This is a genomic window from Burkholderia sp. 4NA327C6, assembly GCF_005502655.1.
Classification (GTDB): Bacteria; Pseudomonadota; Gammaproteobacteria; order Burkholderiales; family Burkholderiaceae; genus Burkholderia; species Burkholderia contaminans.
The window spans coordinates 240,916-266,701 of sequence record NZ_SCNZ01000005.1; the positions used below are offsets into that span (position 1 = coordinate 240,916).

29 protein-coding genes are annotated in these 25,786 nt (G+C 62.6%); 15 read left to right on the plus strand and 14 right to left on the minus strand.

Going from position 1 to position 25,786, the window contains the following annotated elements; genetic code table 11:
• Window positions 1-63 precede the first annotated feature (63 nt).
• Window positions 64-513: a GNAT family N-acetyltransferase gene (locus tag FFS49_RS07665; RefSeq protein ID WP_071335911.1), complete on the minus strand. Its 450-nt coding sequence runs from the start codon at window positions 511-513 to the stop codon at window positions 64-66.
• 98 nt (window positions 514-611) lie between these two features.
• Window positions 612-1,049 (minus strand): hypothetical protein, encoded by a 438-nt coding sequence (locus tag FFS49_RS07670; protein ID WP_039355450.1) that lies wholly within the window; start codon window positions 1,047-1,049, stop codon window positions 612-614.
• A gap of 285 nt (window positions 1,050-1,334) precedes the next feature.
• Here FFS49_RS07670 and FFS49_RS07675 point away from each other — a divergent pair, with 285 nt between their 5' ends.
• A complete protein-coding gene (locus FFS49_RS07675) occupies window positions 1,335-2,636 on the plus strand; it encodes a DUF6136 family protein (RefSeq protein WP_137909729.1) in 1,302 nt (433 codons plus the stop codon).
• Between the two features lie 11 nt (window positions 2,637-2,647).
• Window positions 2,648-3,271, plus strand: a complete 624-nt coding sequence (locus FFS49_RS07680) for an ABC transporter ATP-binding protein (protein WP_039355445.1) — start codon at window positions 2,648-2,650, stop codon at window positions 3,269-3,271.
• Between the two features lie 245 nt (window positions 3,272-3,516).
• Here the strand turns inward: FFS49_RS07680 and pntB are convergent, their stop codons facing one another.
• From pntB to FFS49_RS07705, 5 genes are all read right to left on the minus strand, one after another.
• Complete coding sequence (gene pntB / locus FFS49_RS07685; RefSeq protein ID WP_105817126.1) at window positions 3,517-4,929, minus strand: Re/Si-specific NAD(P)(+) transhydrogenase subunit beta; 1,413 nt, start codon at window positions 4,927-4,929, stop codon at window positions 3,517-3,519.
• A 13-nt stretch (window positions 4,930-4,942) separates the two neighbouring features.
• On the minus strand, window positions 4,943-6,535 hold the full coding sequence (locus FFS49_RS07690) for a Re/Si-specific NAD(P)(+) transhydrogenase subunit alpha (RefSeq protein WP_105817127.1): 1,593 nt from the start codon (window positions 6,533-6,535) through the stop codon (window positions 4,943-4,945).
• Between the two features lie 562 nt (window positions 6,536-7,097).
• Window positions 7,098-7,610, minus strand: a complete 513-nt coding sequence (locus FFS49_RS07695; protein WP_082139466.1) for an AAA family ATPase — start codon at window positions 7,608-7,610, stop codon at window positions 7,098-7,100.
• A gap of 52 nt (window positions 7,611-7,662) precedes the next feature.
• The gene (locus FFS49_RS07700) at window positions 7,663-8,466 is read right to left on the minus strand and encodes a lipid II flippase Amj family protein (RefSeq protein ID WP_039355440.1); all 804 of its coding nucleotides are present in this window, start codon (window positions 8,464-8,466) and stop codon (window positions 7,663-7,665) included.
• Between the two features lie 104 nt (window positions 8,467-8,570).
• The gene (locus tag FFS49_RS07705; protein ID WP_105817128.1) at window positions 8,571-9,476 is read right to left on the minus strand and encodes a LysR substrate-binding domain-containing protein; all 906 of its coding nucleotides are present in this window, start codon (window positions 9,474-9,476) and stop codon (window positions 8,571-8,573) included.
• Window positions 9,477-9,642: 166 nt separating this feature from the next.
• Between FFS49_RS07705 and FFS49_RS07710 the strand changes: the two genes are divergently transcribed.
• From FFS49_RS07710 to FFS49_RS07735, 6 genes are all read left to right on the plus strand, one after another.
• Entirely contained in the window at window positions 9,643-10,185 is a 543-nt protein-coding gene (locus FFS49_RS07710; protein WP_105817129.1) for a sugar ABC transporter, read from the plus strand.
• 6 nt (window positions 10,186-10,191) lie between these two features.
• The gene (locus tag FFS49_RS07715; RefSeq protein WP_105817130.1) at window positions 10,192-10,518 is read left to right on the plus strand and encodes a hypothetical protein; all 327 of its coding nucleotides are present in this window, start codon (window positions 10,192-10,194) and stop codon (window positions 10,516-10,518) included.
• A 19-nt stretch (window positions 10,519-10,537) separates the two neighbouring features.
• Window positions 10,538-11,383: an MBL fold metallo-hydrolase gene (locus FFS49_RS07720; RefSeq protein WP_105817131.1), complete on the plus strand. Its 846-nt coding sequence runs from the start codon at window positions 10,538-10,540 to the stop codon at window positions 11,381-11,383.
• Window positions 11,384-11,599: 216 nt separating this feature from the next.
• Window positions 11,600-12,346, plus strand: coding sequence for a glucose 1-dehydrogenase (locus tag FFS49_RS07725; RefSeq protein ID WP_105817132.1), 747 nt, complete (start codon window positions 11,600-11,602; stop codon window positions 12,344-12,346).
• Between the two features lie 153 nt (window positions 12,347-12,499).
• Window positions 12,500-13,354: a DJ-1/PfpI family protein gene (locus tag FFS49_RS07730; RefSeq protein ID WP_105817162.1), complete on the plus strand. Its 855-nt coding sequence runs from the start codon at window positions 12,500-12,502 to the stop codon at window positions 13,352-13,354.
• A 122-nt stretch (window positions 13,355-13,476) separates the two neighbouring features.
• A complete protein-coding gene (locus FFS49_RS07735; RefSeq protein ID WP_105817133.1) occupies window positions 13,477-13,959 on the plus strand; it encodes a DUF4440 domain-containing protein in 483 nt (160 codons plus the stop codon).
• 100 nt (window positions 13,960-14,059) lie between these two features.
• Here the strand turns inward: FFS49_RS07735 and FFS49_RS07740 are convergent, their stop codons facing one another.
• Window positions 14,060-15,007 (minus strand): GlxA family transcriptional regulator, encoded by a 948-nt coding sequence (locus tag FFS49_RS07740; RefSeq protein WP_105817134.1) that lies wholly within the window; start codon window positions 15,005-15,007, stop codon window positions 14,060-14,062.
• Window positions 15,008-15,256: 249 nt separating this feature from the next.
• Here FFS49_RS07740 and FFS49_RS07745 point away from each other — a divergent pair, with 249 nt between their 5' ends.
• Window positions 15,257-15,847, plus strand: coding sequence for a GNAT family N-acetyltransferase (locus FFS49_RS07745; protein WP_171026734.1), 591 nt, complete (start codon window positions 15,257-15,259; stop codon window positions 15,845-15,847).
• Window positions 15,848-15,888: 41 nt separating this feature from the next.
• On the opposite strand, the gene FFS49_RS07750 is transcribed toward FFS49_RS07745, so the two are convergent.
• The gene (locus FFS49_RS07750; RefSeq protein WP_071335903.1) at window positions 15,889-16,872 is read right to left on the minus strand and encodes an AraC family transcriptional regulator; all 984 of its coding nucleotides are present in this window, start codon (window positions 16,870-16,872) and stop codon (window positions 15,889-15,891) included.
• A gap of 206 nt (window positions 16,873-17,078) precedes the next feature.
• Between FFS49_RS07750 and FFS49_RS07755 the strand changes: the two genes are divergently transcribed.
• The gene (locus tag FFS49_RS07755) at window positions 17,079-17,915 is read left to right on the plus strand and encodes an alpha/beta hydrolase (RefSeq protein ID WP_105817136.1); all 837 of its coding nucleotides are present in this window, start codon (window positions 17,079-17,081) and stop codon (window positions 17,913-17,915) included.
• Between the two features lie 236 nt (window positions 17,916-18,151).
• On the opposite strand, the gene FFS49_RS07760 is transcribed toward FFS49_RS07755, so the two are convergent.
• The 4 genes from FFS49_RS07760 to FFS49_RS07775 all read right to left on the minus strand — a co-directional run bounded on the left by FFS49_RS07760 (window position 18,152) and on the right by FFS49_RS07775 (window position 21,016).
• The gene (locus tag FFS49_RS07760) at window positions 18,152-18,700 is read right to left on the minus strand and encodes a glutathione peroxidase (protein ID WP_039355423.1); all 549 of its coding nucleotides are present in this window, start codon (window positions 18,698-18,700) and stop codon (window positions 18,152-18,154) included.
• 311 nt (window positions 18,701-19,011) lie between these two features.
• Complete coding sequence (locus FFS49_RS07765; RefSeq protein ID WP_137909730.1) at window positions 19,012-19,359, minus strand: hypothetical protein; 348 nt, start codon at window positions 19,357-19,359, stop codon at window positions 19,012-19,014.
• A gap of 44 nt (window positions 19,360-19,403) precedes the next feature.
• A complete protein-coding gene (locus FFS49_RS42530) occupies window positions 19,404-20,408 on the minus strand; it encodes a hypothetical protein (protein WP_224756016.1) in 1,005 nt (334 codons plus the stop codon).
• A gap of 143 nt (window positions 20,409-20,551) precedes the next feature.
• Window positions 20,552-21,016: a GNAT family N-acetyltransferase gene (locus FFS49_RS07775; protein WP_105817137.1), complete on the minus strand. Its 465-nt coding sequence runs from the start codon at window positions 21,014-21,016 to the stop codon at window positions 20,552-20,554.
• A 151-nt stretch (window positions 21,017-21,167) separates the two neighbouring features.
• Between FFS49_RS07775 and FFS49_RS07780 the strand changes: the two genes are divergently transcribed.
• From FFS49_RS07780 to FFS49_RS07790, 3 genes are all read left to right on the plus strand, one after another.
• The gene (locus FFS49_RS07780; RefSeq protein ID WP_046197118.1) at window positions 21,168-21,830 is read left to right on the plus strand and encodes a GntR family transcriptional regulator; all 663 of its coding nucleotides are present in this window, start codon (window positions 21,168-21,170) and stop codon (window positions 21,828-21,830) included.
• Window positions 21,814-23,055 (plus strand): dicarboxylate/amino acid:cation symporter, encoded by a 1,242-nt coding sequence (locus tag FFS49_RS07785; protein WP_171026735.1) that lies wholly within the window; start codon window positions 21,814-21,816, stop codon window positions 23,053-23,055. The genes FFS49_RS07780 and FFS49_RS07785 overlap by 17 nt, the downstream gene beginning before the upstream one ends.
• A 174-nt stretch (window positions 23,056-23,229) precedes the next feature.
• A complete protein-coding gene (locus FFS49_RS07790) occupies window positions 23,230-23,634 on the plus strand; it encodes a hypothetical protein (protein ID WP_039360432.1) in 405 nt (134 codons plus the stop codon).
• Between the two features lie 385 nt (window positions 23,635-24,019).
• Here the strand turns inward: FFS49_RS07790 and FFS49_RS07795 are convergent, their stop codons facing one another.
• On the minus strand, window positions 24,020-24,334 hold the full coding sequence (locus tag FFS49_RS07795; RefSeq protein ID WP_046197119.1) for a hypothetical protein: 315 nt from the start codon (window positions 24,332-24,334) through the stop codon (window positions 24,020-24,022).
• Between the two features lie 202 nt (window positions 24,335-24,536).
• On the opposite strand from FFS49_RS07795, the gene FFS49_RS07800 reads away from it, so the two are divergent.
• Both FFS49_RS07800 and pstS read left to right on the plus strand, forming a co-directional pair.
• Window positions 24,537-24,752, plus strand: coding sequence for a hypothetical protein (locus tag FFS49_RS07800; protein WP_105817140.1), 216 nt, complete (start codon window positions 24,537-24,539; stop codon window positions 24,750-24,752).
• Between the two features lie 430 nt (window positions 24,753-25,182).
• The coding region (gene pstS, locus FFS49_RS07805) for a phosphate ABC transporter substrate-binding protein PstS (RefSeq protein WP_137951001.1) at window positions 25,183-25,786 on the plus strand (604 nt) is incomplete at its 3' end.

Genomic DNA, 25,786 nt, shown 5'->3' on the forward strand with positions numbered 1-25,786 from the left:
GCCGCGCATTCCGTATCCGGGAAAACGCTGATGCGCTCGCCCGGATCGCACCGCGGATGCGATCTACACCGTCGTCGAACCCGGTGCGCGCACGTAGTAGATGTCCCACTCCGCTTCGTCTACCTGCACGAAGCCGTGCCGGGCATAGAAGCGGTTCGAATCGCTGCCGCGCAGCGCGCCGACGCGAACGGGCACGCGCTGCGAGTCGGCGTCGGCAAGGATCCTGCGCAGCACGGCCGCGCCGATCCCCCTTCCCTGATGCTCGGGCACGATGTACAGATGGTCGAGCAACCAGTGATCTTCCTGCGGCCGGACCACGAAGAAGCCCGCGTTCACGCCGTCGGCGTCGATCAAGCGGCACAGCGCAGGATCGAACGACGTGAGAAACCGGTCGCGCGCACGCTGGGGATCGAAGCGCCCGATGCGCTCGAGGCTGTCGCGCATCGCAGCGATGCGGATGGCGACCAGCGTCTCGGCGTCGGATCGGGTGGCGACGGGAAAGGTCAGGTTCATGGGCAGGTTGCGCTTGTATGGAGAAGGCGCCTGGCATCACGCGCCGGCGTCGAAGTTTTCTCGCGCCGCGCGCCGGCCGTCGGCGCGAACCGCGTGCGTCAGGGCGTCTCGATGCCGTCCGCCCGCGTCGCCAGGAATCGCAGGTACTTGCCGTCCTCGTCCTCGAACAGCTCCGGGCCGCCGCTCGCGTAGGCGCGCATCAGCTCGTCGGCCGCGCGGTCGAGATTGCCGAGTTCGAATTGGCACTGACCGAGCCGCAGGTGCAGGAACGGGTTGCCGATCGCGTTGGGGAAATGCATCGACTGGGCGAGCGTATCGCGTCCGGCCGCGTAGTTCTCTTGATGGAAATTCGCGTCGCCGATGGCGGCCATCAACCAGGTGCCGGCTTCCCAGTTGGTCTTGGGTTCGGGAAGCAGGTCGAATCCCGCCCAGAATTTCTCGAGCGCGCCTTCGTAGTCGCCGTCTTCCATCAATGCATCGCCTGCGTCGCTCAGCGCGCCGATCCGTTCGTACAGCGCGTTGTCCAGTTCTGCCATGTCGAGTCCCTGTTCCGGAGTTGAAGTCGGCCCGGTGCGGCCGGTGATTGCGAAGCAATCGCGGTGATTGTGTGCGGATTTGCCGTCCTGATCGCTCGTCCGGCCGGCGTTCGTCCAGCATACTCGACCTGTATGACGCGCGCGTCTCGACTTTCGGCGACGGCGCATTGCCCGCGAGTCCGACGAGGCGGTAATCCGGATGCTGCGCCGGCAGATACCTGAGCCCGCTTTCGCGTCCGACGTGACGCTTGGCATTGATGGTTCCTCATACGACACGGCGATCTCATGCGCGTCGCCACGGCCCCCGAATACGGATGTGGTTGTGACGCGCCGGCCGCCGTGGCACGATGCCGGGTTCGTTTGCACAGTGAATGGGAGCCGGAAGCGATGTTGTCTTGCCGATTGAGGTGGTACGCGCACGCGACGTCCAGCCTGCTGCGCAGGCACTGGCAGGCACTGCTCCTGCTGGCCATGCTGTTGCTGCCGGCGATGCCGGTGTTTTCGCAAACGCGCATCCTCGGCGCCCCGGTACTCGCCGCGCTGGCGCCGTCGCACGGCATCGAATGGCGGTTCGCGTGGGTGCACCTGCTCGAAGCCGTGGGCATCCTGTGGGTACTGGCGCAGCGTACCGCCATCACCGGGGGGCCGTTCGGCGCCTTCCTTGCGTCGTTGCCCGTCCCTGATGGCCGCCGCCGTCTCGTTGACGCGATCGTCGTGATCATCGCGAGCACACCGCTGCTGCTGCCCGTACTGGCTGCAGCAGTCGCACTCGCCTTTCTGCCGCAGAAGGCGATCAACTACCTGTTCGTTCTCGACCTGTTCCTGATTACGCTCGGCTGGCAACTGACCGCGCTGTCGCGTAATACACGCAACGCAATCGCGTTGATGGTTGCCAACGTCTTCCTCGTCGGCGGCTTTCATGCCGACGGCGCGTTACGTCCCGTGTTGCTGACCGTGCCGTTGTTGCTCGCGGCATTCACGATTGCGCATATCGCCCCTGCGTCGGCCGCTCGCTCGCGAGTAGCGGGGGCGTTTTCGCGACGCGTCGTGGATTCCATCCGTACCCGTGTGAGGAACGGACTTTCACCGGTGGCCACGCTGCAAATCGGCATCCTGCGTGACCGAGCCGCAAGCACCGTCGGACATTGCCTGATGATGGGTGCGGTCGTCGCGTCGACATGCTTCCTGCTCGCACTCTGGGGTTTCGACAAGCGCGCCGTTCCGCTGACGCTGATGGCGCAGGCCGCCATTTCACTGATCGCGGCGACGACCTATCGCGATCTGCGGGCAGCTCACCAGCATGCGGCTCACTTCATGCGATCGTTGCCGATGTCTGCTTTTGCGAAGCGCCGCGCCGACTGGCTAACCGTTGCCGCACTGGCGCTGCCGTTCGCCGCCGTCGCTCCGCTGTTGCTGGCGATGCATGGCGTGCTGTCATCGCAGATGGCGATGGCGCTCGTGTGCTCGGGCGCACCGCTCCTCGCATTACACTATCTGCCTCAACGCTATGCGTCCCGACAATCCGTGTTGCTGGGCCTGCTGCTGACCGTCGTCTGGGTCATGCTCACCTGGCCAATCTTCATTTGATCACCCGATCCATGCTCCGCTTCGACAATCTCGGCAAGCGCTACGACAAGCGCGTCATCTTTCAAGGGCTCAATCATGCATCCGGCGCCGGATGCGTCGCGCTGTGCGACGAAAACGGCAGCGGCAAATCGACGTTGCTCGCCATTCTCGCCGGCACGATCGACGCGGACGAAGGTGAAGTGTGGCTCGGCGGCCATTCGCTGCGCACCGCGCCGCTCGACGCAAAATCCGCGCTGGCATACGTGCCCGACGATTGCCTGGCCTATCCGTTTCAGACCGGGCGCGAGTTTCTCGATCTCGTGGCGGCTGCCAAGAAGACCGTCGTCGATACCCGCACGCTCGAGCTGGCGGATCGGTTCGGGCTTGCGCCCCACATGGAGAAGCGTTTCGAGCAGATGTCGCTCGGCACGCGCAAGAAACTGTTCCTGACGGCTACGATGCTCGGCGCGCCCACCGTCGTGATCGCCGACGAACCGGGCAACGGGCTCGATGCTGCGTCGCGTGCGGTGCTGATCGATCTGTTCAAGACGTTGGCCAAAGACCGCGCCGTCTTTTTCTCGAGTCACGATCCGGCGCTGGCGCGCGCGTGCGACGCAAGGGTCACCACGTTTGCGGAGCTTGGATTCGCTGGATAGGCGATAGCGTCGCCGGCGCAGTGCCGGGGAAGGATCGGGTGTGGCGGCTGGACTGAGGGGAACTACGCACCGGCAATCGATCGCTGTCTTTTGCCGGAAGAACGTGCGAAGCGGCCCCTCCCGCCCCGCACTTCCTTGACCTTCACGATACGCGCAGCCGGCGCGCCGGGCCCCGATCAACCGACTGTCCGACACCCCAGCCGATCCATCGTTCGCCCCGCGCACGCGCCCGGCCATGCGCCCCGTCAGGCCTTCAACGCCCCGAAAACCTCGTCCAGCATCTTCTTCGCGTCGCCGAACAGCATCCGGTTGTTGTCCTTGTAGAACAGCGGATTGTCGACCCCCGCATAGCCGGACGCCATGCTGCGCTTCATCACGATCGAGGTCTTCGCCTTCCACACCTCGAGCACCGGCATGCCGGCGATCGGGCTCGCCGGATCTTCCTGCGCCGCCGGGTTCACGATGTCGTTCGCGCCGATCACCATCGACACGTCGGCTTCGGGGAAGTCGCCGTTGATCTCGTCCATCTCCATCACGATGTCGTAAGGCACCTTCGCCTCGGCGAGCAGCACGTTCATGTGCCCCGGCATGCGCCCGGCCACCGGATGGATCGCGAAACGCACGTCCACGCCCTTCTCGCGCAGCACCTTCGTGAGTTCATGCACGGTGTGCTGGGCTTGCGCCACGGCCATCCCGTACCCCGGCACGATGATCACGCTCTTCGCATCGCGCAGCAGCTCGGCCGTCTCCAGCGCGCTCACCGCCACCACTTCGCCGGCCGGCTGCGCAGTGCCGCCCGCAGCCGCGGGCGCACCGCTGCCGGTGCCGAAGCCGCCGGCAATCACGCTGATGAAGTTGCGGTTCATCGCGCGGCACATGATGTACGACAGGATCGCACCGGACGAACCCACCAGCGCGCCGATCACGATCAGCAGGTCGTTGCCGAGCATGAAGCCGGTGGCCGCCGCCGCCCAGCCCGAGTAGCTGTTGAGCATCGACACCACGACGGGCATGTCCGCGCCGCCGATCGCCATCACCATGTGGACGCCGAACAGCAGCGACACCACCGTCATCACGATGAGCGGCGTCAGGCCGTCCTGGACCGTCTCCGCATGCAGGAACGCGCGACCGAACACGATCACCACCACCAGCGCGGCCAGATTGAGCCAGTGCCGGGCCGGCAGCAGCAGCGGCTTGCCGCCGATCTTGCCGGAAAGCTTGCCGAATGCGATCACCGAGCCCGCGAAGGTCACCGCACCGATCAGGATGCCGACATAAATTTCCACTTCGTGGATCGCGTGCTCGGCACCCGTGAACTGCACCGACGTATCGATATAGCTCGCGAAGCCCACCAGGCACGCCGCCAGGCCGACCAGGCTGTGCATCAGCGCAACCAGCTCGGGCATCTGCGTCATCTGCACCTTCTTCGCGGCGTAGAGGCCGACCGCGCCCCCGACGACCAGCGCAGCCACGATGTACGGAATGCCCTCGGCCGACACGCGCGGGCCGAGCACCGTGGCGAGCACGGCGATCAGCATGCCGATCATGCCGAGCAGGTTGCCGCGCCGTGCGGTCTCGGGATTGGCCAGCCCGCCGAGGCTGAGAATGAAGAGGATGGCCGCGCCGATATAGGAGACGGTAGTCAGATTGGAAGTCATTGTTGTCGTCTCCTTACTTGCGGAACATCGCCAGCATGCGACGCGTCACCGCGAAGCCGCCGAACATGTTGACGGCCGTGAGCGTCAGCGCGCCCACCGCCAGGCCCAGGATCAGCCCTGACGGACGGCCCTCCGCCGCCGCGTCGCCCAACGGCGGCGCGACCTGCACGAGCGCGCCGATCGCGATGATCGACGAGATCGCGTTGGTGACGCTCATCAGCGGCGTATGCAGCGACGGCGTGACGTTCCAGATCACCATGTAGCCGACGAAGCAGGCCAGCACGAACACCGTGAAGTGCGCCAGGAACGTGGCCGGCGCGAACTGGCCGACCAGCAGGAACGCCAGTGCGCCCACGGCGAACGTGATGGTGAGCGACTTCGCCGACATCGGCGCGCCGCTGCCATGGCCGTGGCCCTTGGATGCCGCGGCCGCGACCGGCGGTGTTGCGGGCTTCGGTGCGGCGGCCGGCTGCTGGATCGGCGGCGGCGGCCACGTGACGTTGCCGTCCTTGATGACCGTGAGGCCACGGATCGCGTCGTCGCTGAAGTCGACGTTGATCGTGCCGTCCTTGCCCTTGCACAGCTCCTCGACCACACGCAGCAGGTTGGTCGCATACAGCGTCGACGACTGGCGCGCCAGGCGCGACGCGAGATCCGTGTAGCCGACGATGGTCACGCCATGACGCACCACGGCTTCGCCCGGCACCGTCAGTTCGCAGTTGCCGCCTTGCTCGCCGGCCATGTCGACGATCACGCTGCCCGGCTTCATCGACTGCACCATCTCGGCCGTGATCAGCTTCGGCGCCGGCTTGCCGGGAATCAGCGCGGTGGTGATGATGATGTCCGCCTCCTTGGCCTGCTGCGCGTACATCGCGCGCTGCGCCTGCTGGAAGCCTTCGCTCATCACCTTCGCGTAGCCGCCGCCGCCCGAGCCTTCTTCCTCGTAGTCGACCTTGACGAATTCGCCGCCCAGCGACTTGACCTGATCGGCCACTTCCGCGCGCGTGTCGTTGGCGCGCACGATCGCGCCGAGGCCCGCGGCCGTGCCGATCGCCGCGAGGCCGGCCACGCCTGCGCCCGCGATGAACACCTTGGCCGGCGGCACCTTGCCCGCGGCCGTGATCTGCCCGTTGAAGTAACGGCCGAACGCATGGGCCGCCTCGATGACGGCGCGGTAGCCGCTCACGCCGGCCATCGACGTGAGGGCATCCATCTTCTGCGCGCGCGACAGCGTGCGCGGCAGCGAATCGATCGCCAGCACCGTGGCCCGCTTCGCGGCCAGCTGCTGCATCAGTTCAGGGTTCTGGGCCGGCCAGACGAAGCCGATCAGCATGCCGCCTTCGCGCATCAGCGCGACTTCCTCGCTGCTCGGCGGGCGCACCTTGAGGACGATATCGCTGCGGCCCCATAGATCGGCGGCCGTCGGCACGACTTCGGCGCCGGCCGTGCGGTAGTCGTCATCGCTGAAGTTCGCGCCGGTGCCGGCACCGCTTTGCACGGCCACCGAGAATCCGAGCTTGATCAGCTTTTCGACCACGTCGGGAACGGTCGCTACGCGCCGCTCCTCGTGGGCCGTCTCCAGAGGGACCCCAATCAGTAATGTCATATCCTGAATTGTCAGTAGTGGCCGTCGCGAGGAATTACGGCCTGCGTTTCAAGTCACCCAACTCAATCCGTGTCGGACTTTGCTCCGCGCGCAGCTTGGCACTCCCGCGCGGATTTCACAAACGATCGGTCCTCTAATCGGTTGTCTTGTCAGAGCAAACCCGTTCATGCTCTTGCCTGATTATGCTGACGAATATCCGGCGTATGTTCCGATCGGATAAAACCCGTCAAGCATATCCCGTGCCAGAGTCTTTCCAAAATTTATATTTTGAATCGGCGCGCATTCAATCCATGAATCCCCTGTCTGGACACAATGGGGCCGGCACCCACCGGCTCCCGGCCCGCACCGCGCCGCTGGGCTCGGCAGCACGTGAATCCGTTTGAAACCTGACTGAATGGCGATTCGCACAAAAGCATGGGAATCGGTTTCATCGAGAATCCGCCCGCTCGTCCGCAGAATACGATCTGTCGCGCACAAACGACATAGTCCATATGGCCGACGATCTGCGGTGCATGCGAGTTTAAGGGAGAACGCAGCCTGTCCGGATCCAATCCGGCGACGATCATTCACGCTGCGCGTCGACGTGGGCACGAATGCGGCGCGCGCCTTCCTCCGGCGTGCAGGTCGAGGTATCGATGCGCAGCGCATACGGCCGCGAGTAAGCGGGATGCCCGAACTGCGATCGCGCCATGCCTTCGCCTCGATCCACTCTCGCGCGTTCGCGCTGTTCGAGGATATCCAGCGGACACGTAACGCCGATGACAAAGGTCTGACGGGGCGACAGCGCAGCAATGCATGCGTCGAGCGCGCAGAGATCCCGAAGCACGAGGTCCAGCACGATCTCGAAATGGCTGGCCGCAATCCGCGCGAGCGTCGACTGCAGGTTGAGCTGGTGAAGTCTCAGCGCCTGATTCAGTTCTTCTTCCGATCGCATGTCACGCCGGCGCGACATTTCGACGAACGCGTCGAGCGACACGTGAAACATGGGCACGTCCGAGCGCTGCTGGAGCGCCCTCGCCAGACTGCTCTTCCCTGCACTGGTCGGGCCGTGCAATACGACAGCAACGGGTTTCATGGCGATGGTCCGCGGGAGAGATTGCCGGTTGTCCGGTTGTCCGGGTGCAGCGCTAGATCAGCTCGGCGACGCGCACGATGACGAGTGCGGCCGGAACGAGCACCGCCTGCGCACACACCGTGCCGAGCACGCGTGCGCCGGCGAGTGTCGTGATGGCCCGCCGAAAGCTGTTCTCCGAGATCCGCCCTTCGATGACGTCGTCGGTCATGACGGAAACCTGCGGGTCGATGACGACCGCCAGCACGACGGTCGCGAAACCGTTGATGACGGACGACAGGTTCGCGCATGTCACTCTCAGCTCGGGCTTCAGGTAGCCCGCGTACAGCGACGCGAATACGCCGACCGTCCAGATCGCCATCGCGGCGACGTTCAACGCAATGACGCGCCACGACACGCCGGTGTTCGCGGTCAGTTGCGTGACGTTCTGGCTCGAAGGCAGTCGCGCGCCGACGCGCAGATAGTTGATCCCGGCGCGACTGCACGCATGCAGCAGCAGGCGGGGAATCGAGCGGTTCACCTGGAAGTGTTCGACGGCGCGACTGAAATAGCGCTGGAATGTCGGGATCAGGAACGACCCGACGATGGTCGCCACGGTAGCGGACAGCAGGAACCACCGGAAGTCGGCCAGCAACCCGCTCCCCATCCGGTGCGCGATGTCCATTTCAACGCGTTTCGCGATGAACGGCCCCTGAAAGGAATTGGCCGTTCGGGACACCAGCGCGATGATCCCGAACAATGAAAACGACAACGCGATGCGACGCGTTCGCACACCGGCGATCCGCACGGCATACGCCAGTGTCGCGATCATATGGATGACGAAGGTAAGCCCGCAGATGATCCAAAGCTGACTGTCCATGCTGGTGCCGCGTGCGTGACGGGATCACGAGTGTACCCGAGCGCGGCGCGGCGCATCGGCCTGGCGAAGCTGCCTTCGCAAGCGTCACGGTTGGGCGACGAGCGTCAGGCGCTACCGTGCGGTGCCAATCCCCGTGCTTCATCCAGCATCCATGTCGCGAAGGCCTGCAACGGCCCGTTGGCCAACTCGATCGGTTCGGGCAGCACGAGGCAGAAGTTTTTCGTCACCGTCTTTCCCGCCGGCCACGGTGCGACCAGCCGGCCCTGCTCGAGCTCCGCATCGATGTACAGGCGCGGCACCAGCGCGACACCGAGGCCGGCCAGCGCCGCTTCGATCAGCATCGAATGAAGGTCGTAGCGCGCGCCCACCGCCGAGTTGGTCAGCACGATGCCGCACGCCTGCGCATAAGCCTGCCATGCGTCCGGGTTCTGTCGCCGGTGAAGACGCGGCAATGCATCCAGCGACGGGTTCTTCCCGGCGCCGGCGAGCAGCGCCGGACTGCAGACGGGCACCAGCACTTCCTCCAGCAGCGGATGCAGCTGCATCCCCGCCCAGGCCGGATGCTCGAAATGAATCGCTGCGTCGAAACCGCTCCCGGCCAGCAGGAACGGCTCCATCCGCTCGGCGATATGCACGGTGATGTTCGGATGCCGGTCCTGAAAGTGTTTCAGCCGGGGAATCAACCAGCGGGTGGCGAAGGTCGGGATCGCGGCGATATCGAGGCTCGCGCCTTCGATCGGCTGCCCCATCAGGTACAGGCTGTCCCGTTCGAGCCGATCCAGAATCTCGCGGACCTGCACCGCATAGCGCGCACCGTTCGGCGCCAGCCGCACCCGGTTGCCGATCCGCTCGAACAGGGTGACACCCAGGAACGCCTCCAGCCGGCCGATCTGACGGCTCACGGCGCCCTCGGTGCGTGCCAGCTCCTCGGCGGCTCGGGCAAAGCTGCCGTGACGGGCCGCGGCTTCGAACGCCTGGAGCGCGGAATTGCTTGGGATCTTGCGGGGCATGGAAGTCTCGTGGGTCGGGGTGTGTTCGCCATCAGCTTGAGCAAATGTCACTGAAGGCTGACTTTATTTCGTTTTATGGCGTGGAATGGCGAGCTTAGCATTACGTTAGCGCACTGAACATCACATGTTCGCGGATGAATGCGCACCCTGCCCAAAGGACAAACCGATGATCTACACCGTGGAATGCAGCTTCGCCGACCTCGACAGCGAAGCCGAATGGAACGACTTCTACAGCCTTGAAAAGCTGCCCGCCCTGATCTCGGTCACGGGGTTTCACACGTCGCAGCGGTTCAAGGCGATCACCAGCGGTTGCCCGGTCTATCTGGCGATCCACACGATCGACGGCCTCGATGTCCTGACCGGCGACGAATATCGCCGGAAAGGCGGCGGCAATTTCGCGAAATGGCAACGACACATCACCGACTGGCATCGGAATCTCTACAGCGATATCGGCTTCGCGCCGGCGGTAAAGGACGGTGAACATCTCGCACTGAGCGCCGATGGCCCGGATTCGCTGCTTCGATTGGGCCTCGAACCGCTGGCAATGCAGGCCGTTGCGCTGGAGAAGTTTCCGGCGCGCCGTTGGCTCGCCGTCGTGCCACGGAATAGCGCGCGGCTTGTCGAGGCGCTCCCCGAAGGTATTCACCTTTACGCACCGATGACGGAGCAGTTGACGAGCACACACGCCCTTTCGATTGCGCAGGAGTAGACCGCGATGCCGAACGTCACTATTTCGGTCGATGCAAAGCGGATGCCGGCTGATGAAAGCCTTGCCGAGCTGTCGTGCGACTGCGTCGAGCTCTGCACGCAGGTGCTTGAGGCTGAACTCAAGAACGTCCACGTCATTTTCCTGGCGGTTCGGCACGGGCATGGACATCCCGTCTTCGCCGACATCCGGTATCGCGTCGGCACGCGTCGCACGCCGGAGGTCATGAACCGGTTCATGGAAGCGCTGGATCAGGTGATCGTTCGCCGCACCGGCCTCACGGCGCGCATTCGGTGCTTCGGTTACACCGCGTCGAACATTCACGCCCGCAATTAATCCGATTCGGAGCAACACGATGTCCACCCTTACCTTTCCCGTTCAGCAAATCGGCGACTTCACGATTACCGCGATCAGCGATGGATACCTCACTGCGAGCCTCGACTTCCTGTCGAATATCGATTCGGATGACGCATCAAAAATGCAGCGTGATGCGGGGCAGAACGATCCGGCGGCCGTTCATATCAATTGCTACGTCGTACGCGGAGCGGGCCACACCGTGCTCATCGACGGCGGGGCTGGCGGGTTCAAGCAATGGGGCGGCCAACTCCGGACCAACCTGGCGCTTGCCGGTATCGAACCCGCTGCGATCGACACCATCCTGCTTACCCACGCGCATCCCGATCACGTCGGCGGGCTGGTGAATGATGCAGGACAGGCCGCGTTTCCACATGCCGAGCTGGTCGTCCATCAGCAAGAGGTCAAGTTCTGGCAGGACGACGGAAATCTCGGTCGCGCCAGCGAGCGGGCCCGCGGCAACTTTGCGAAGGCGCGTCAGGTGTTCGATGCGTATGACGACCGACTTCGCCTGTTCGAAGACGGACACGTGCTCCCCGGTATCCGCGCACTGCCGCTGCCGGGACACACCGATGGACACACCGGATATGTCCTTGAATCCCGCGATCAAGGCCTGCTTGTGTGGGGGGACGTGGTGCATTTCCCGCATATCCAGATTCAGCGGCCGGACGTATCGATTGCGTTCGATCACGATGCGTCGCTGGCAGCATCGACACGGTCACGCCTTCTCGATCAGGTCAGCGCGGACGGCCTGCTGATCGCGGGGATGCACCTGGGGGAACTCGGGTTCGCACGTATCAAGCGGACGAGCAGCGGGTATGGGTTGCTTTACGAGAACGAAGGCTGAAGCCACACGTGTACAGATGTGCGACGCCGCCACCTCACGCCGACATGCATGAGTCATCCGTTTGATCCAGGTGGCGTTTTTTGAGGGTTATACGACCTTTGCGCCATCCGCTTCGCGTTCCATACTGCACGTGGAAGATCGAGCAGGGAAACGCACAAACGCCATCGCGTCTTGCGCTTTCTGCCCGATCAATCACGACGTGGAAAGGAGCAGAAGATGAGGCTTAAAAACAAGTCGGCGTTAATCACCGGCGGTACCAGTGGCATCGGTCTTGCCACCGCGAAGCGGTTCATCGCGGAAGGCGCCCGCGTCGCAGTGACGGGGCGCGACGAGGCGGCGTTCGAGCGCGTGAAGGACGAACTCGGTGGTCATGCGCTCGTTCTCAGGGGCGACGTCCGTTCGATCGAGGACATGCGGTCGATTGCCGCCGAGATCGACGAGAAGTTCGGCGGCCTGGATATCGTGTTCGCGAACGCCGGCTGGGCGTTCCCGTCCGCACTCAACGATATCGACGATGCACTCTACGACGAGATCATGGACATCAACGTCAAAGGCGTGGTGTTCACGCTTCAGGCGGTGCTCCCGCACTTGCGAGAAGGCGCGTCCGTCATTCTCAACACCTCGTTCGTCGCGCAGACCGGCAAGCACGGCATCTCGTTGACGGCAGCCGCGAAGGCCGCCGTGCGATCGCTGGCCCGCAGTTGGTCCTACGAGTTTCTCGACCGGAAGATCCGCTTCAATGCGATCGCACCCGGCGCGATCGATACGCCGCTGCTGACCAAGTGGGGCATGCCGGACGAATGGGTTCGCGACCGCAAGGCCGAGTTCGCCGGCGCCATTCCGGTGGGCCGCATGGGCAGCGCCGAGGACATCGCCAACGCCGCGCTCTATCTCGCCAGCGACGAATCCTCGTATGTCGTCGGCACCGAGCTGGTCGTCGACGGCGGCGCGTCGCAGCTTTGAGCCTGCGGCACCCGATTCCAGAGCCCTGCGTGTGATCGCGGCTCATCCACCTTACTGACCTCACGTCCGCCACGCTTTGAGTCGCGGCGGCTATTTCACTCGGCCCAGCCCGGTAGCGCTCGCAGCGGGGCCGACGTGCAAGGAGAAATGATCTTGACCGACAGTAGCGAAAACAATACTTCCGGACCTCCACTCACCCGAGCCGGTCGATCGCGCCGCGATGCGCTCAAGTTCGGCAGCATCGCCACGCTCGGCGCCGTCCTCGGTGGCGGCGCCCTGCTTGGACACACCGCGCCTGCGCTCGCACAGTCCGGCAGCGACGGAGCACTTGCCCCGAATGATCCGCTCGATATCCTGATCGTCAATTACGACGGCGGGACGCTGCTCGACTTCGCCGGCCCCAGCGAGGTCTTCCATCGGCTACCGAATACGAACGTTCGCTACGCGAGCCTCAATGGCGGCAACGTAACGCTCGAATTCGGCGTCGTGTACGGCAAGACCGAGCGACTGGCCGATATCGACAAGACGGACGTGCTGCTCGTCCCTGGCGGGTCCGATCTGTCGGCGCCGATGCGCCCCGCATATCAAGCGCAGATCCGGCGCCTGGCAGAAAGCGCCAGGCACGTGACGTCGGTGTGCAACGGATCGCTCGTGCTCGCCGCAACGGGCATTCTCAATGGAAAGCGAAGCGCCTGCCATTGGGCCTTCGTCAACAAGCTGGCCGAATATGGCGCCATTCCCGTGCCCGAGCGCTTCGTCGAAGACGACAACGGCCGGTTCATGAGCGGCGGCGGCGTAACGGCGGGCATCGACTTCGCCCTTCGCGTGGCCGCGAAGCTGCGCGGTCAACAGGCCGCCGAGCTCACGCAGCTCGTGATCGAATATGATCCCGCGCCGCCGTTCCACTCCGGTCATCCGCGAGAGGCGCGGCCGGAACTCATCGCGATGGTCGACAAGAAACTGCCCGGTGCATACAGGGGGCTCGCACGCGTGCCAGGCGTTCGTTGAAGCGCTTGCAGGCAATGTGAGCCAGCCCATCTGCAGACTGCGATGAACACTGCGACCGACATTGCCTGCTTCATCATTTTTTTGTAGTCCTCTCAATTTAAACCATGCACGGAAATCACTCGATGCAACAGACTCGTATTTTCACTGCTGCTCTTACAGCCTGCGTCACCTTTTTCGCGTTCGCCGCACCGGCGGCTGCCGGTGGTTCGCAACGCCCGCCCGAAGCGACCATCAAGGCCGAGAATGCGCGATGGGCGGATGCCTTTGCGCGGGGGGATTACGAGGCGATCGGTCGACTCTACACCCGCGACGGTACGCTCCTGCCGCCCGGAGGCGACAGGATCAAGGGAAGCAGCGCGATCGTCGGGTACTTCACCAAGGGGTATGCCGGATCAAAACCCGCCACCGTATCGTTCAGCAATTACGAGTTCTACGGTAACGACCAGGTCGTGACAGAGGTGTCGGATGCGGAGATCCACGACCACGATGGCAAGCTCAAATACCGCGGCAAGCAGACTCTCGTCTTTCTGAAAGAGGGCGGCGTGTGGAAGTTGCATCGTGACATGTGGAACGATTATGGCCCGCTGACCACAGGCGACCATTGAGCGTCTGGCGAAACGCATGGCGATCTACCGAAAGCGCCGCTGGTCCGTTGGAAGGACTTCGGCCGGGCAGCGCGCGGATCGGCCGGCGGTCGATGGTCGATCAGCGCGCGCCGTTCGATCGGCTCTCGCGTCGAATCGCTTGCGGCGGGTGCCCATGCAGTTTGATGAAGGCCCGGCGCATCCGCTCCGGGTCGGTGAACCCAACGGCCAGCGCAATCTGTTCGATCGGTTCGCTGCCCCCCTGCAGGCGCAGCCGCGCCGCTTCGACACGCAAGCGCTCGACCGCCTTCGCAGGCGTTTCGCCGGTTTCCCGGCGAAACGCGCGCCCGAACTGCCGCAAACTCAAGCTTGCGGCCTCGGCGAGCCGCTCGACAGGCAACGCTTCCGCCAGATGTTCCCGCGCAAAATTCAGCGCGATGCGGATGCGATCCGATTCCGGCTCCATCTGCGACATCGCCGAGAATTGGGACTGACCGCCCGGCCGACGATACGGAACCACCAAAAGCCGGGAGACAGCGCGCGCAACCTCCGCACCCATGTCTCGTTCAATCATGCCGAGCGCCAGGTCGATTCCGGACGCGATGCCCGCCGACGTCCAGATGCGGCCCTCCTCGATATAGATACTGTCGCCTTCGACCCTGGCGCGCGGGAAGCGCGACTGCAATCGAGCCGCGTATCGCCAGTGCGTCGTCGCTCTCAAGCCGTCCAGCAAACCGGTTTCCCCAAGCAGAAACGCCCCCGTACACACGCTTGCCACCCGCGCGGCCCGCGCGCCCAGTTTCCTGGCGGCGGCGATGTTCTCCGGCGTCTGCATCGGATCGATGTCACCGCCCACGAAGATGACGGTGTCGAACGTGCGCCGTCCGATCGGCTTCGTGTCGACCGACAGGCCCGTATTGCCCGGAACCGGTCCACCGGGCTGCGAGATGACGTGGAGATCGTAGGACGCGTGGCCTGCCGCCGTGGCGACCTGGTTGAAGGCCGACAGCGGCCCGCCCAGATCGAGCGCATCGTAGCCACGGCAAACGAAGAATCCGATTCGATGCATGACGAAGTCGTTAATTGAAAATCCTGTAAAGTCGCATTTTACAAGGAACCCTCAAATGGCGCCATTCAGCCTGAAATGAGGGAAAAACGTCGTTTACGTCGTGATCGATTGTCCGTATGGCCGCTGAGATCCGAAGCGGGCAACGTGACTTTTTTCAGCAGCATGCGCTACGCTGCGAGTGACGCCAACCCGTTCCATCAGCCACTCTCCCTCTGAGCTGCCTCAACCATGCACGGTACGGAATTGAAGGTGACCTCGCTGCCGCATCCGTTTCTCGACGCAGCACTGGCTTTGCTCTATTCGGCATTCGAGCAAGACCCTACGCTTGGCTGGTGCCTGTTCGCCGGAAGTCCGGGATTCGACGAGCGGCGTGCACACTATCTCGAGTGCTACCTGAAGTATCACTACGACGCTCGCATGCCGGCTTTGGGCGCCTGGCGCAATGACGACCTGGTGGCGGCCAGCTACTTCGCGCCGGCCTCCTGCCGCGAATCGCCCCGCATGCTTGCAGCGCTGGGGCGCGACATCGCGATCGGTTGCGGCGCGTCATCGTTGAGCCGAATCGATTTGCTTCGCGCGACTGCGCCCGCGAATTCTCCGGACACAGATTGCAGCCGGATCGAATTCATTGGTGTATCCCCGGGCCGGCAAGGCGAAGGAATCGGATCGGCGCTTCTGCGTGCGACGTTGTCACATCTTCAGGACATCGATCCGTCGGCGAAAATATCGTTGGAAACGGGAGAGCCGCGCAATATCCCGTTCTATGAACGTCACGGGTTTTCGGTCAGGGCGTGCATGGAATATGCCGGACTGACGCAATACAGATTGGAGACCATCTAACCGCCGACATTGACCAGGCCGGGCTGGCAATCAAGCCCGCCCTACTCGGCATTCACCTTCCGCCACTGCATCGGCGACATCTCGTACCGTCCTCGAAACGCTCGACTGAACGCCGCTTCCGACGTGTACCCAACCCGACCGGCAATATCCGAAACCGGCGCGCGGCTGTACCGCAACAACTCCGCCGCCCGATCGAGGCGCCAGGTCGTGAGATAGCTCAACGGCGCCTGCCCCACGACACGCTGGAACCGGTCGGCAAAAGCCGACCGCGACAGATTCGACAACTCGGCAAGATCACTCACGCTCCACGCTCGCCCAGGATCGGCATGAATGGCCGACATCGCCGGGTTGATCCGGCTGTCGATCGCACCGGACAACCACCCGTGCCCTGCCGAGCCCTCGGTCGCCCAGGTGCGCAGCAACTGGACGAAGATGACGTCCAGCAATCGCGAGATCATCGCGGCGGCGCCCGCACGCGGGCTCAATGCCTCGTCGAGGATGAAATGGCAGCTCAGCTCCAGCCATTCGAACGGCCGCTCCCGCAACCCTTTCAGCACCAGCACCGGTGGCAGCACGGACAGCAACCGTTGCGACAGCACGCCGTCGAATCCGAAGTCGCCGCACAGCCAGGTGGTGTCGCCGCTCCCGATCGTCAGGCGCTCGCGATCGTAGTACTGTGGCGCGAGATCCGTGACGAGACTCGCGGAGCGGCCCGGCCGGTCGGAGATGACATGGCCGTGACCATGCATCAGCATGACCAGGTCTCCCTGCGACGCGTGATACCGCTCGTCGAGCCCCTCCACTTCGATTGCCACGCTGCCGCTACGGATGATGTGCAGACGATACTTGCCGGCAGGAAAGCGCAATCCGAACGGCGCCGATGCCGCGCACGTGAAGACCGTATTGCCGCGGATGCGGATCAGCTCCAGCACGTCGGAAAAGGCATCCCGCTTGAAGGCGAACGGATCTGCGTCATCGTCCAGCGCCGTCGGCGTTTGAGCAAAGAATTCCGGCTTTTTGGCCATGTCGCGTACTCGGATGGTCTCTATGATGGACACATCATTCACGCTGAACGACGCCGGTGTCAAAGACTATTCTCGAGGTGCTTGGCATACGGCAATCGCGTAGTACCCCTTGTTTCGTTGCTGGCAAGCACGGGGCAGACGGCTCCGGAAATACCGAGGTCACATGGGCGTGATGTTCGTCATCCAGCGATCACAGGAGCAGGGATATGAATCCGGAAACGCGTACCGACACGGTTGTACTTATTCACGGTCTGTGGATGACGCCGTTGTCGTGGGAACATTGGGTCACTCGATACGAGCAGCGCGGCATGCGCGTCATCACGCCAGGGTATCCGGGCGTCCAGCCGGGCGCGGCCGGCGTCGAGGCCCTCCGTCGCGATCCGTCGCCGCTGGTGAATCTGGGCGTGCGCGAAATCTTCGATCACCTGGCCCGAACGATCGCCGCGCTCGACACCAAACCGATCATCATGGGGCACTCGTTTGGCGGCGCGTTCGCCCAGCTTCTTCTCGACGCGGGCTACGGCTCGGCCGGTGTCTCGATCGACGGCGCCGCGGTGAAGGGTGTATGGGCACTGCCGTTCAGCCAGATCAAGGCGGCGTTCCCGGTCCTTCGCAATCCGGCCAACCTGCATCGTGCGGTGCCCATCACCGAGAAAGAGTTTCACTATGCGTTCACGAACAACCTGAGCCTCGAGGAATCGAAGAAGGTCTATGACCGCTACGCGGTGCCCGTGTCGGGGCGGATCCTGTTTCAAGGCGCGTTCGCGAACGTCAACCCGAATGCCCCGACGCGCTACAACTTCGCGAACGACGATCGCGCACCGCTTCTCTTTATCGCCGGCGGCAACGACAACATCCTGCCGCCGGCCGTACAGCGCGAGAATTTCGAAAGGAATGCGAAGGGTTCGCGTGCGATCTCGGCGTACAAGCTGTTCGACGGCCGCAGCCACTACACCTGTGGCGAGCAAGGCTGGGAGGAGGTTGCAGACTTCGCACTCGACTGGGCGCTCGCGCCTGCGCCGGGAGATCTCGGCAAGCGCTGAGCTGTCGGTCAATGGCCCTTCCCGAACGGTGTCATTCAACGTCAACAGTCCGTTGAATGACATGTCGGCCTGACGCATTCTCCCGTTCGCCATTCGAGGCAGGCACCCCGTCGCGTTCCGTCTTCAATGCGCGAGTGCCATGTCGGCAGAAATGGTGTTGGATTGCCCCGCCCTGGCACCCTCGACCACGGGTGCAGGTCAGGCAATCCGTCCTGGCACGCGTCACGCGCGCAGGCTTACGCGGCCTTGGCCAGCTCCGCATCGATGGCGGCGACCAACTTCGGGTCGTCCGCGGTCGTATCGGGCGAGAAACGCGCAACTACTTCGCCGGTGCGGCTCACGAGAAACTTCTCGAAGTTCCACAGCACCTCGGGCGCCGGGTTCGGTTGAATGCCGTAGCCTTCGAGGCGCGCACGGAACGGGCCGTCGCCGGCGGCCTGCGGCTGCGCCTGGGTGAGCGAGCGATAGAGCGGATGCTGGTCGTCGCCGATCACGGAGATTTTCGAGAACAACGGAAACTTCACGCCGAAGGTGCCGGTGCAGAACGACTGGATCTCCGCGTCGGTGCCCGGCTCCTGGCCCTTGAAGTTGTTGGCGGGGAACGCCAGCACTTCGAGACCTTCCGCGCGCTTGCCTTCGTAGAGCGCCTCGAGCCCTTCGTATTGCGGCGTCAGCCCGCATTTGGACGCCACGTTCACCACCAGCAGCACTTTGCCTTCGTAGGCGCGCAGGGTTGTTTGCGCGCCGTCGATCGCGTTGACGGGAATATCGTAAATCGTGCTCATGTCTGCATCCTTCAATTGATCAAATTGATTGGCGAACCGCCGGAATCGCGGTGGATCGCGTTCATTGAAAACCCTGGACGTCGGACAGCAAAGGCGCGTTGTCGACGCTCGTGATCTGCGCGTAGCAGAGCCCTATCCTACTGCGAACGGTCAACTCCTTGCTTGCGGGCGCGAGCCGCAGTGTCAAACAGGCGGCCTCGAAAGACACCAGACACTGTTCGTGCATGGCCAATATCCCTCGGAGAGCCGCTGGGCCCTTGTTGGCTACGAGTTGCGGCCTAAACGCCCAAAGGCAGCACTCGGCGGCTCACTCAGGTTGCTGAAACCGGGCCGCCACAAACGGGACAAACGATGCGTTTGGCATAGCTGATGAGCGTGAGTCCGCAGCACGTTCCCTCTTGGCTCGGCCCGTGCCCGTCGTCGACAAACTCCCCGGGATATTGAGGCCGCGCGAGCACAAGAAGCGTCCAGGGTGATGATGCAGCGGGCGTCTCATGGAATCGGTGAACCTCCGCGAGCACGAGTTTGGCCGACTGCCATTCCGGACGCGCCACTTTGGCCTCGCGCGCCTCCAACGCCAAAGCGATCACGTCGACCAGTTGCCGCTCCGGCAGCGAGGCCAGTGCATCCACAAGTTCTCGATTTTGTAAAAGACTCATCGAATTTACGATCCTGTCCGATCAATGTGCTGCCGGATTCGTCCTTACGAAGAGGGCGATTCAACGCAATCACTTCGACGAATCAAAACCCTTACCGCACGCAACAGATGTTGGTTTATCGTCGGAATCAGTGTTGCCGGAATCTCGTAAGGGCCCGCGGTGCGGAAATCGGCTGCGTGCATGATGTGAACCAATCCGACGTTGAACTGAACGAACGCTTCAATGGTCGGGGCGTTCCGCATGGCGGCCTTCATTGCATCTTCATCGAACCCGTGCGACGAATGGAGTGTGAACGTCGGCGCGTCGACGGGAGGAAGCGCCCGAAAGCCAGCGTGAACGAGCCAGTCGAATTGCGCTCGGTCCACCTTGACGATACTGGAGGCGCCGTAACGACTGCTACCGCTGCGCGCGAGATGGTCGATCCACCAGTCGTTTTGCCATCGCTCGTAACCGAGCAACGCACCTTCCAGCCGCTCCATGTTCTCGCAGCCATCGCCGTGCAGGTTGAGGTTCTGACGAATAAACTCCAGAGCCGGGATACGCCACTCCTCGCCTTTGAGCGTATAAAGGACTTGCCCGATTTGAGGCGCTGGACGACCGGGGCGGGCCGGCGCATCAAAGAGGATTTCGTGAGCGTGCAAGACACCTCGGGCCACATACTCGTCGAAGCGAGCCTTCAGTACGACCGACGGCCGCCATGCGCTGTTGAATTCGATGAACCCGAACGGTTTGCGCCCTTGCACCATCAAAGCCAGCTCGTAACCGGTATGGATAAGGTAAGGAATGCGAATCCCTGTATCGGCGTACTTCGAGATGACGCCGTCTCGCGAGCCGTGGTCAAACGCGATCGCGAAAGCTTCGCATACGGCGGCAACCTGTGTCGGCGAAAGAAGGTAGTAGTCGTCGAGGTCCGCATCCTCGGGTGCGTCCGGGTCGACCAGCCGCCGCAGCGCATCCAGGTCGTCGGTTTCGAATCGAACCTCAAGGCATGGGTACAGAAAGTCCGGATCGATCGCCGACAGAATGAACGAGGTGCTCGGATAGCTCATGGCAGTTTCCGGTACGTCAGTTTGAAGACATCGACATACGCCAGGTCGCCTTCGATCGCTAATGTTTCCAAGTTGATCGCAGAAACGCCTGACTAGACCACGCATAAACCATCTGGTCGTCTGACGTCAGTACCCAACGAAAATCAGCCCGCGATCTGGCGCTGCATGAGAAAGAACCTCATGTCATCACGACCCTGCATTGAAATCGGTTTCGGATCGCGATTAAAGCCGAGCATTTCATAAAATAGGCAGGCTGATTCGCGTGCCGTACACCAGAGCAATAATCCATGCTGTTCGCGGGCATAACGAATGGACAGATTGACCAGAAGGCGTCCGAATCCCATCCCACGCACCGATGGATGGACGGCCATGCCGCGAAGGCGCCAGGCCTCAGCGTTCAAAACATCGGCATGCCCTTCCTGACATACCGACGCCACGGCCACAATACCGTCATTATCATGAACGGCAAAGTGCATTGACGTCGGGGCGAGATCTCCGGGTAGGGCACTCCCTTCCTCATCTCCGGCCATCAGGATTGCGGCCCTGAGTGGATAGGTTTCTTCCGCACGAACGGCGCAGATGGTAAAGCGCACATCTTGTGAAGTCATCTAATTTGTCAGCTCGCTTCATGACGAAGATTTTCTTCCGGATCGCTTTCGGCATACCCACTCGCAAAATTATCAGTTGCCGTGCGCTACCAGTAAGGGTAATTTCCTATCCGTTATCTCTTTTTCAATCATACGCTAACTGCGATCACAGATGACGTTGAAAGTCTCGACAGATGCAGAGCTTGCCTACGACGAGATCCGATCGAGGATCTTTGACGGCCGGCTTGCGCCTGGGCAGAAAGTATCCCATCGAGGCCTGTCGGAGGAACTCGGCTTCGGCCAAATGCCCGTGCGCAGCGCATTGCATTTGCTCGAGTCCGAAGGGCTGGTCGTCGTGATCGAAAAAAGCGGGACGTATGTCGCATCGCCGACGACGAGCGATCTGCGCGAAATTTTTGAAATGCGGCTGGCCCTCGAGAGTACGGCTGCATTTCTTGCAGCCAGGTCGGGCGTAACGGCAGACCTCCGCGACGCGGCAGAGAAAATGCAGGACCTGATTGAGCGGGACGTCGCGGACATCATGCTCGAGCAACGTATCGGCTGGGTGTTTCATCAAGCGTTATTTGCTGCAGCAAGGAACGTGCGAATCTCATCGGCGTATGGTCTATTGCGAGCCCAAACCTTGGCGCTGAACGAACTCCCGCGTAGCGACGCCGAAACCGTTCGGCGCGGCACGATCGAGCACCTGCACATCTTTCACGCAATCGAAGCGAACGACGGCGAGCTTGCGCGTCAGCATATGTGGAATCACATCGTTGACGGTACGCCCGCACGGATAAAACTACTAAAGGCGCGGCATGAACACGAAAAATAAGGGCCTTTCCCTTCCGATGCAAATGCTTGGCGGGCTTGTACTGGGCGTCGCTTGCGGCGTATTTGCTCCCGGCTTTGCCGGGAAGCTGGGCTTTCTCAGTGCGATGTTCGGCCACGCGATCAAGATGGTCGTCATGCCGTTGATTTTCCTGTCGGTCACGGTCGGTGTCTTTCGTGCGGGCCGACTGCGCGAACGGCTCGGAAAGGTCGCACTCTCCAGTATCGTCTTCTTCGTTTTAATGACCGGCCTGGCTGCGTCGCTCGGCCTGCTGCTCAACTTTGCATTTCGGCCGGGTCTCGGGGCGAGCCTCACTCACTCCGGATCAATGCCGGCAGCACTCGCATCCAGCATCGACTGGACGAAATTTCTCGTTGATCTGATCCCCGCGAACATCGTCGCTGCACTCGCTGCGGGGAATTCTCTCCCGGTACTCGTTTTCGGCGTCATTTTCGGTGCGGCATTGGCGGCTGCCCCGGAGCGGGCCGAGCCCGCGATTGCCGTTTTCGAGGCGCTGCTGTCCGGCCTGTTCAAGATGACCCAGTGGGTGATCGCATGGTCGCCGCTCGCGATCTTCGCCGCGATCGCGCAGCTGTTGTCGGCCAAGGGCTTTGCCGGCGTGCACTCGCTCGTCGAGCTTCTGGGCGTGGCCTATCTCGGCATGGCGATTCTGGCGGTGGTACTCACCCTCGTCATTCGCGTCGCCGGTCAGTCGCCTCTCGCCGTTCTCAGGAAGGTGAAGGAACCGCTGATCCTTGGTTTCACGACGCGGTCGTCCGAAATCACGTACCCGTTGCACCTGAAGAAGCTGGTTGAATTCGGCGTTCCCCACGGCGTGGCATCCACGATTTTGCCGCTCGCCTATATTTTCAATCGCGACGGCGCGGTCCTCTACACGGCCCTCGCGGTCGGCTATCTGGCCGACGCATATCATCTCGCCTGGTCGTGGCCGCTGGTGATTACGATTTTGCTTCTGACGATCATCACCATCGACGGTGCAGCCAATGTGCCCTCCGGAGCGATCGTCGCCATCACCATCGTGCTGACGTCGATCGGGTTGCCGGCCGATGCGGTGCTGCTGCTGTTGGGCGTCGACGCCTTCTTCGACATGGGGAGAACCGCCCTCAACGTCTACGGGAGCACGGCGGCGGCAGCTGTTGCGGTGAGACTTTCCGGTTCGGAGGACAGTCTCGCCGCCGAAACCGCGACGCGTCAGGCGAGCGTGTGAGTGCCTCGGAAGCGACCGGCGCAGCGCGCTTCACTGTTGCGCCCGCCGATTGCAACGCGCCGGGGCACATCCACTCCAGTATCCAGGTACGGCGAAGAGAACCGGATTGGATGAACGTTCGGTTTCATTGATCTTCAGTTAGCAGAACGACGGATCTTTTGCAGGAGAAACGGTATGGTTGGTTCAGAGTCCGCAGATTATTTCATGCTGCGCCTAGGCACGCCGCATCCGACATGGGCGTTGACCGATGACAGCAACATGATCGGCATTGGCAATCGTGACGGCGTGGTGAGTGCCCTGTTCGAGCTGGATCGCGACCAAATCGCACGGATCAGAGGATTGGGCCAATCGGTGGAGAGAATCAGGTGTGTGTGCGACCGCGCTGGCCGGGAGCTGCACTTTTATCTCCATGGCAGGCAGGTGTCGCGCGGGGTATGGGCCGGGGTCGCGTCGGCCGATCCCGACTATCTGCCGACCGCCGCGATGATCGCAACATGGACGGTACCGAAGAAGCCCTGCGATGCCTTCCAGTTTCCGAGCGTGAACACGCGTCTGGTCGCATCGGTTAGCCCAGCCTAAACTGCGATCACAGATTGTTGCGCAAGGTCGAGCCGGATAAGCCCCGCCTTTCGGGGCCGATCGTTCGACATGTTCGCCCGGGTGCACGCGCACGCCGCTCAGTGTCTTTGGTTCTGGCACACTCAACCTCGGATCGCCAGGACCTTTTTGCTGGCCAGTTCACCGGCCAGCGCTTTTCATTCGTGGGTAGGTAGTCATCGAGCGACGCCCTTTCATCGCGAGGCTCGATCACGAGACTACGCGGAAGCCCGCAAAAAACATCCCGCCAGCACCGCAGCAGTGCCTGCTCCGCACGTGACGAGACGCAACGCGTGACGCTCGCCAAGCTCCACGCCCGCCCGTTTCAAGACCGAGAATTCCGCTCCCCTCAACCGCCCTGCGGCGTTCACCGCATCACCGCCCAAGCCCCCTGCTCGCCCCGAGCACTCCCGGTTCGAACAAAATCCGAAACATTCAGCGAAACCGTATCGGCCTTTGCCTTTGAGCGCGTCTTCCGCGCGACTGCCAGAATCGGCGTCAAATGCTCGTAAAAGCATTCGAGCTGCCGCGCGTCAGACGCCAGTCGCTCAAGTTCGCACGCCTTCTCGAGAATCAATCGAGCAATATGAAAACGCTGAAGGCCCTGGCCGACCCGAACCTGAAACACGACGCCATCGCTGCTATGCGGCACCCCCGCCCACACAAGCGAACTTCGATCCATAAAGCCTCCGGAAAATCCCAATCGTCACATCAATATGCCAGCCATCTCCGACGTTGCATATTTGTATTTCAAAATTGTGGCGTTTCACACATTGGCATTTTCGTAAAACTCGAATATTGCGCCGCAGCAAAAGTGTCCGTAGACTGGGTTCGCGCGTCCGATGTAGTTGCCCCGCAGTCGGCCCACGACGGGAGAGCACGCGATGACGACTTCTTCACCAGCACTGAACCAGACACCCCCTGCGCTCCACGTGTTCCAGCAAGATGGCGGCTGGCACTGGGGCATCACGGTTCCTCGCTCCGCGGGATCCGGCTTCAAACTGATCGCATTCAGTACCGACATCTTTTCCACGGCAGACACTGCCCAACGCGATGGCGATCGGGCATTGGCCTCCATCGTCGCCACTGACGTGCATTGAATCTGGCGGATCGAGCAATTGCGCCTTCCTTGAATTTTCACAGCCAACTGCAATACTCCTAGCACCCTTCGTTGCGAGACCGCTTACCGCGCACGATGACGGACTTCGCCACTCGCCTGAGCTACCCGATCGTCAGTGACGATCCCGACCAGCCGGTCGCTGCCTGCGGCCTCGGTTGCGGTACGTTGCAATCAACTTCCCGGCGAATGTCATACGAGAAAGATGCGGCACGGAGGCTACTGCCCCGGCGCAATCGCGCATCGTGCTCGAAAGCAATCGAGAGACGACCATTGCCGCGGTCAATCGACAGACGTTGCCGAAAGGCGGCCGGCGGCCCCCGCTCGACCAGTCAGACTTCTCAACCGAGGCCTGCTTGCGGGCCGGCATGCCGATAGCAGACAGGAGGCGTTACGTGAACATCCGGATTTTGATGCCCTGCACCCTGATTCTTGTTGCCCTCAACGTTCATGCGGCAGATATCACCGGCGCAGGCAGCACTTTCGCAGCACCGATTTATGCAAAGTGGGCAGATGCGTACAAGAAGGCGGGCGGCGGCAAGGTCAACTATCAAGGCATCGGCTCGTCGGGCGGCCTGAAGCAGATCAACGCGAAGACGGTCGACTTTGCCGGTTCGGACGCTCCGCTGAAGGATGACGAGCTCGCGAAGGCCGGCCTGTTCCAGTTCCCGACGGTGGTCGGGGGCGTGGTGCCGGTCGTCAACGTGCCGGGCGTGAAGGCCGGCGAACTGACGCTGTCGGGCCCGGTGCTGGGCGACATCTACCTCGGCAAGATCAAGAAGTGGAACGACCCGGCGATCGCCGCGCTGAACCCGAAGGTCAAGCTGCCGGACACGGACATCGCCGTGGTTCGCCGTGCTGACGGCTCGGGCACGAGCTTCATCTGGACGAACTACCTGTCGAAGGTCAACGGCGAATGGAAGTCGAAGATCGGCGAAGGGACGACGGTCAACTGGCCGACGGGCACGGGCGGCAAGGGCAATGACGGCGTGGCAGCGTTCGTGCAGCGCCTGCCGG

Coding starts and splice junctions, on each gene's coding strand:
- FFS49_RS07790 (WP_039360432.1), top strand. CDS start 23,230: ATGGTTGGTTCAGAGTCCGCAGATTATTTCATGCTGCGCCTAGGCACG.
- FFS49_RS07690 (WP_105817127.1), bottom strand. CDS start 6,535: ATGACATTACTGATTGGGGTCCCTCTGGAGACGGCCCACGAGGAGCGG.
- FFS49_RS07755 (WP_105817136.1), top strand. CDS start 17,079: ATGAATCCGGAAACGCGTACCGACACGGTTGTACTTATTCACGGTCTG.
- FFS49_RS07775 (WP_105817137.1), bottom strand. CDS start 21,016: ATGACTTCACAAGATGTGCGCTTTACCATCTGCGCCGTTCGTGCGGAA.
- FFS49_RS07695 (WP_082139466.1), bottom strand. CDS start 7,610: ATGAAACCCGTTGCTGTCGTATTGCACGGCCCGACCAGTGCAGGGAAG.
- FFS49_RS07785 (WP_171026735.1), top strand. CDS start 21,814: ATGAACACGAAAAATAAGGGCCTTTCCCTTCCGATGCAAATGCTTGGC.
- FFS49_RS42530 (WP_224756016.1), bottom strand. CDS start 20,408: ATGAGCTATCCGAGCACCTCGTTCATTCTGTCGGCGATCGATCCGGAC.
- FFS49_RS07700 (WP_039355440.1), bottom strand. CDS start 8,466: ATGGACAGTCAGCTTTGGATCATCTGCGGGCTTACCTTCGTCATCCAT.
- FFS49_RS07795 (WP_046197119.1), bottom strand. CDS start 24,334: ATGGATCGAAGTTCGCTTGTGTGGGCGGGGGTGCCGCATAGCAGCGAT.
- FFS49_RS07715 (WP_105817130.1), top strand. CDS start 10,192: ATGCCGAACGTCACTATTTCGGTCGATGCAAAGCGGATGCCGGCTGAT.
- FFS49_RS07665 (WP_071335911.1), bottom strand. CDS start 513: ATGAACCTGACCTTTCCCGTCGCCACCCGATCCGACGCCGAGACGCTG.
- FFS49_RS07780 (WP_046197118.1), top strand. CDS start 21,168: ATGACGTTGAAAGTCTCGACAGATGCAGAGCTTGCCTACGACGAGATC.
- FFS49_RS07760 (WP_039355423.1), bottom strand. CDS start 18,700: ATGAGCACGATTTACGATATTCCCGTCAACGCGATCGACGGCGCGCAA.
- FFS49_RS07765 (WP_137909730.1), bottom strand. CDS start 19,359: ATGAGTCTTTTACAAAATCGAGAACTTGTGGATGCACTGGCCTCGCTG.
- FFS49_RS07705 (WP_105817128.1), bottom strand. CDS start 9,476: ATGCCCCGCAAGATCCCAAGCAATTCCGCGCTCCAGGCGTTCGAAGCC.
- FFS49_RS07735 (WP_105817133.1), top strand. CDS start 13,477: ATGCAACAGACTCGTATTTTCACTGCTGCTCTTACAGCCTGCGTCACC.
- FFS49_RS07800 (WP_105817140.1), top strand. CDS start 24,537: ATGACGACTTCTTCACCAGCACTGAACCAGACACCCCCTGCGCTCCAC.
- FFS49_RS07675 (WP_137909729.1), top strand. CDS start 1,335: ATGCGCGTCGCCACGGCCCCCGAATACGGATGTGGTTGTGACGCGCCG.
- FFS49_RS07750 (WP_071335903.1), bottom strand. CDS start 16,872: ATGGCCAAAAAGCCGGAATTCTTTGCTCAAACGCCGACGGCGCTGGAC.
- pntB (WP_105817126.1), bottom strand. CDS start 4,929: ATGACTTCCAATCTGACTACCGTCTCCTATATCGGCGCGGCCATCCTC.
- FFS49_RS07710 (WP_105817129.1), top strand. CDS start 9,643: ATGATCTACACCGTGGAATGCAGCTTCGCCGACCTCGACAGCGAAGCC.
- FFS49_RS07720 (WP_105817131.1), top strand. CDS start 10,538: ATGTCCACCCTTACCTTTCCCGTTCAGCAAATCGGCGACTTCACGATT.
- FFS49_RS07740 (WP_105817134.1), bottom strand. CDS start 15,007: ATGCATCGAATCGGATTCTTCGTTTGCCGTGGCTACGATGCGCTCGAT.
- FFS49_RS07670 (WP_039355450.1), bottom strand. CDS start 1,049: ATGGCAGAACTGGACAACGCGCTGTACGAACGGATCGGCGCGCTGAGC.
- FFS49_RS07725 (WP_105817132.1), top strand. CDS start 11,600: ATGAGGCTTAAAAACAAGTCGGCGTTAATCACCGGCGGTACCAGTGGC.
- FFS49_RS07680 (WP_039355445.1), top strand. CDS start 2,648: ATGCTCCGCTTCGACAATCTCGGCAAGCGCTACGACAAGCGCGTCATC.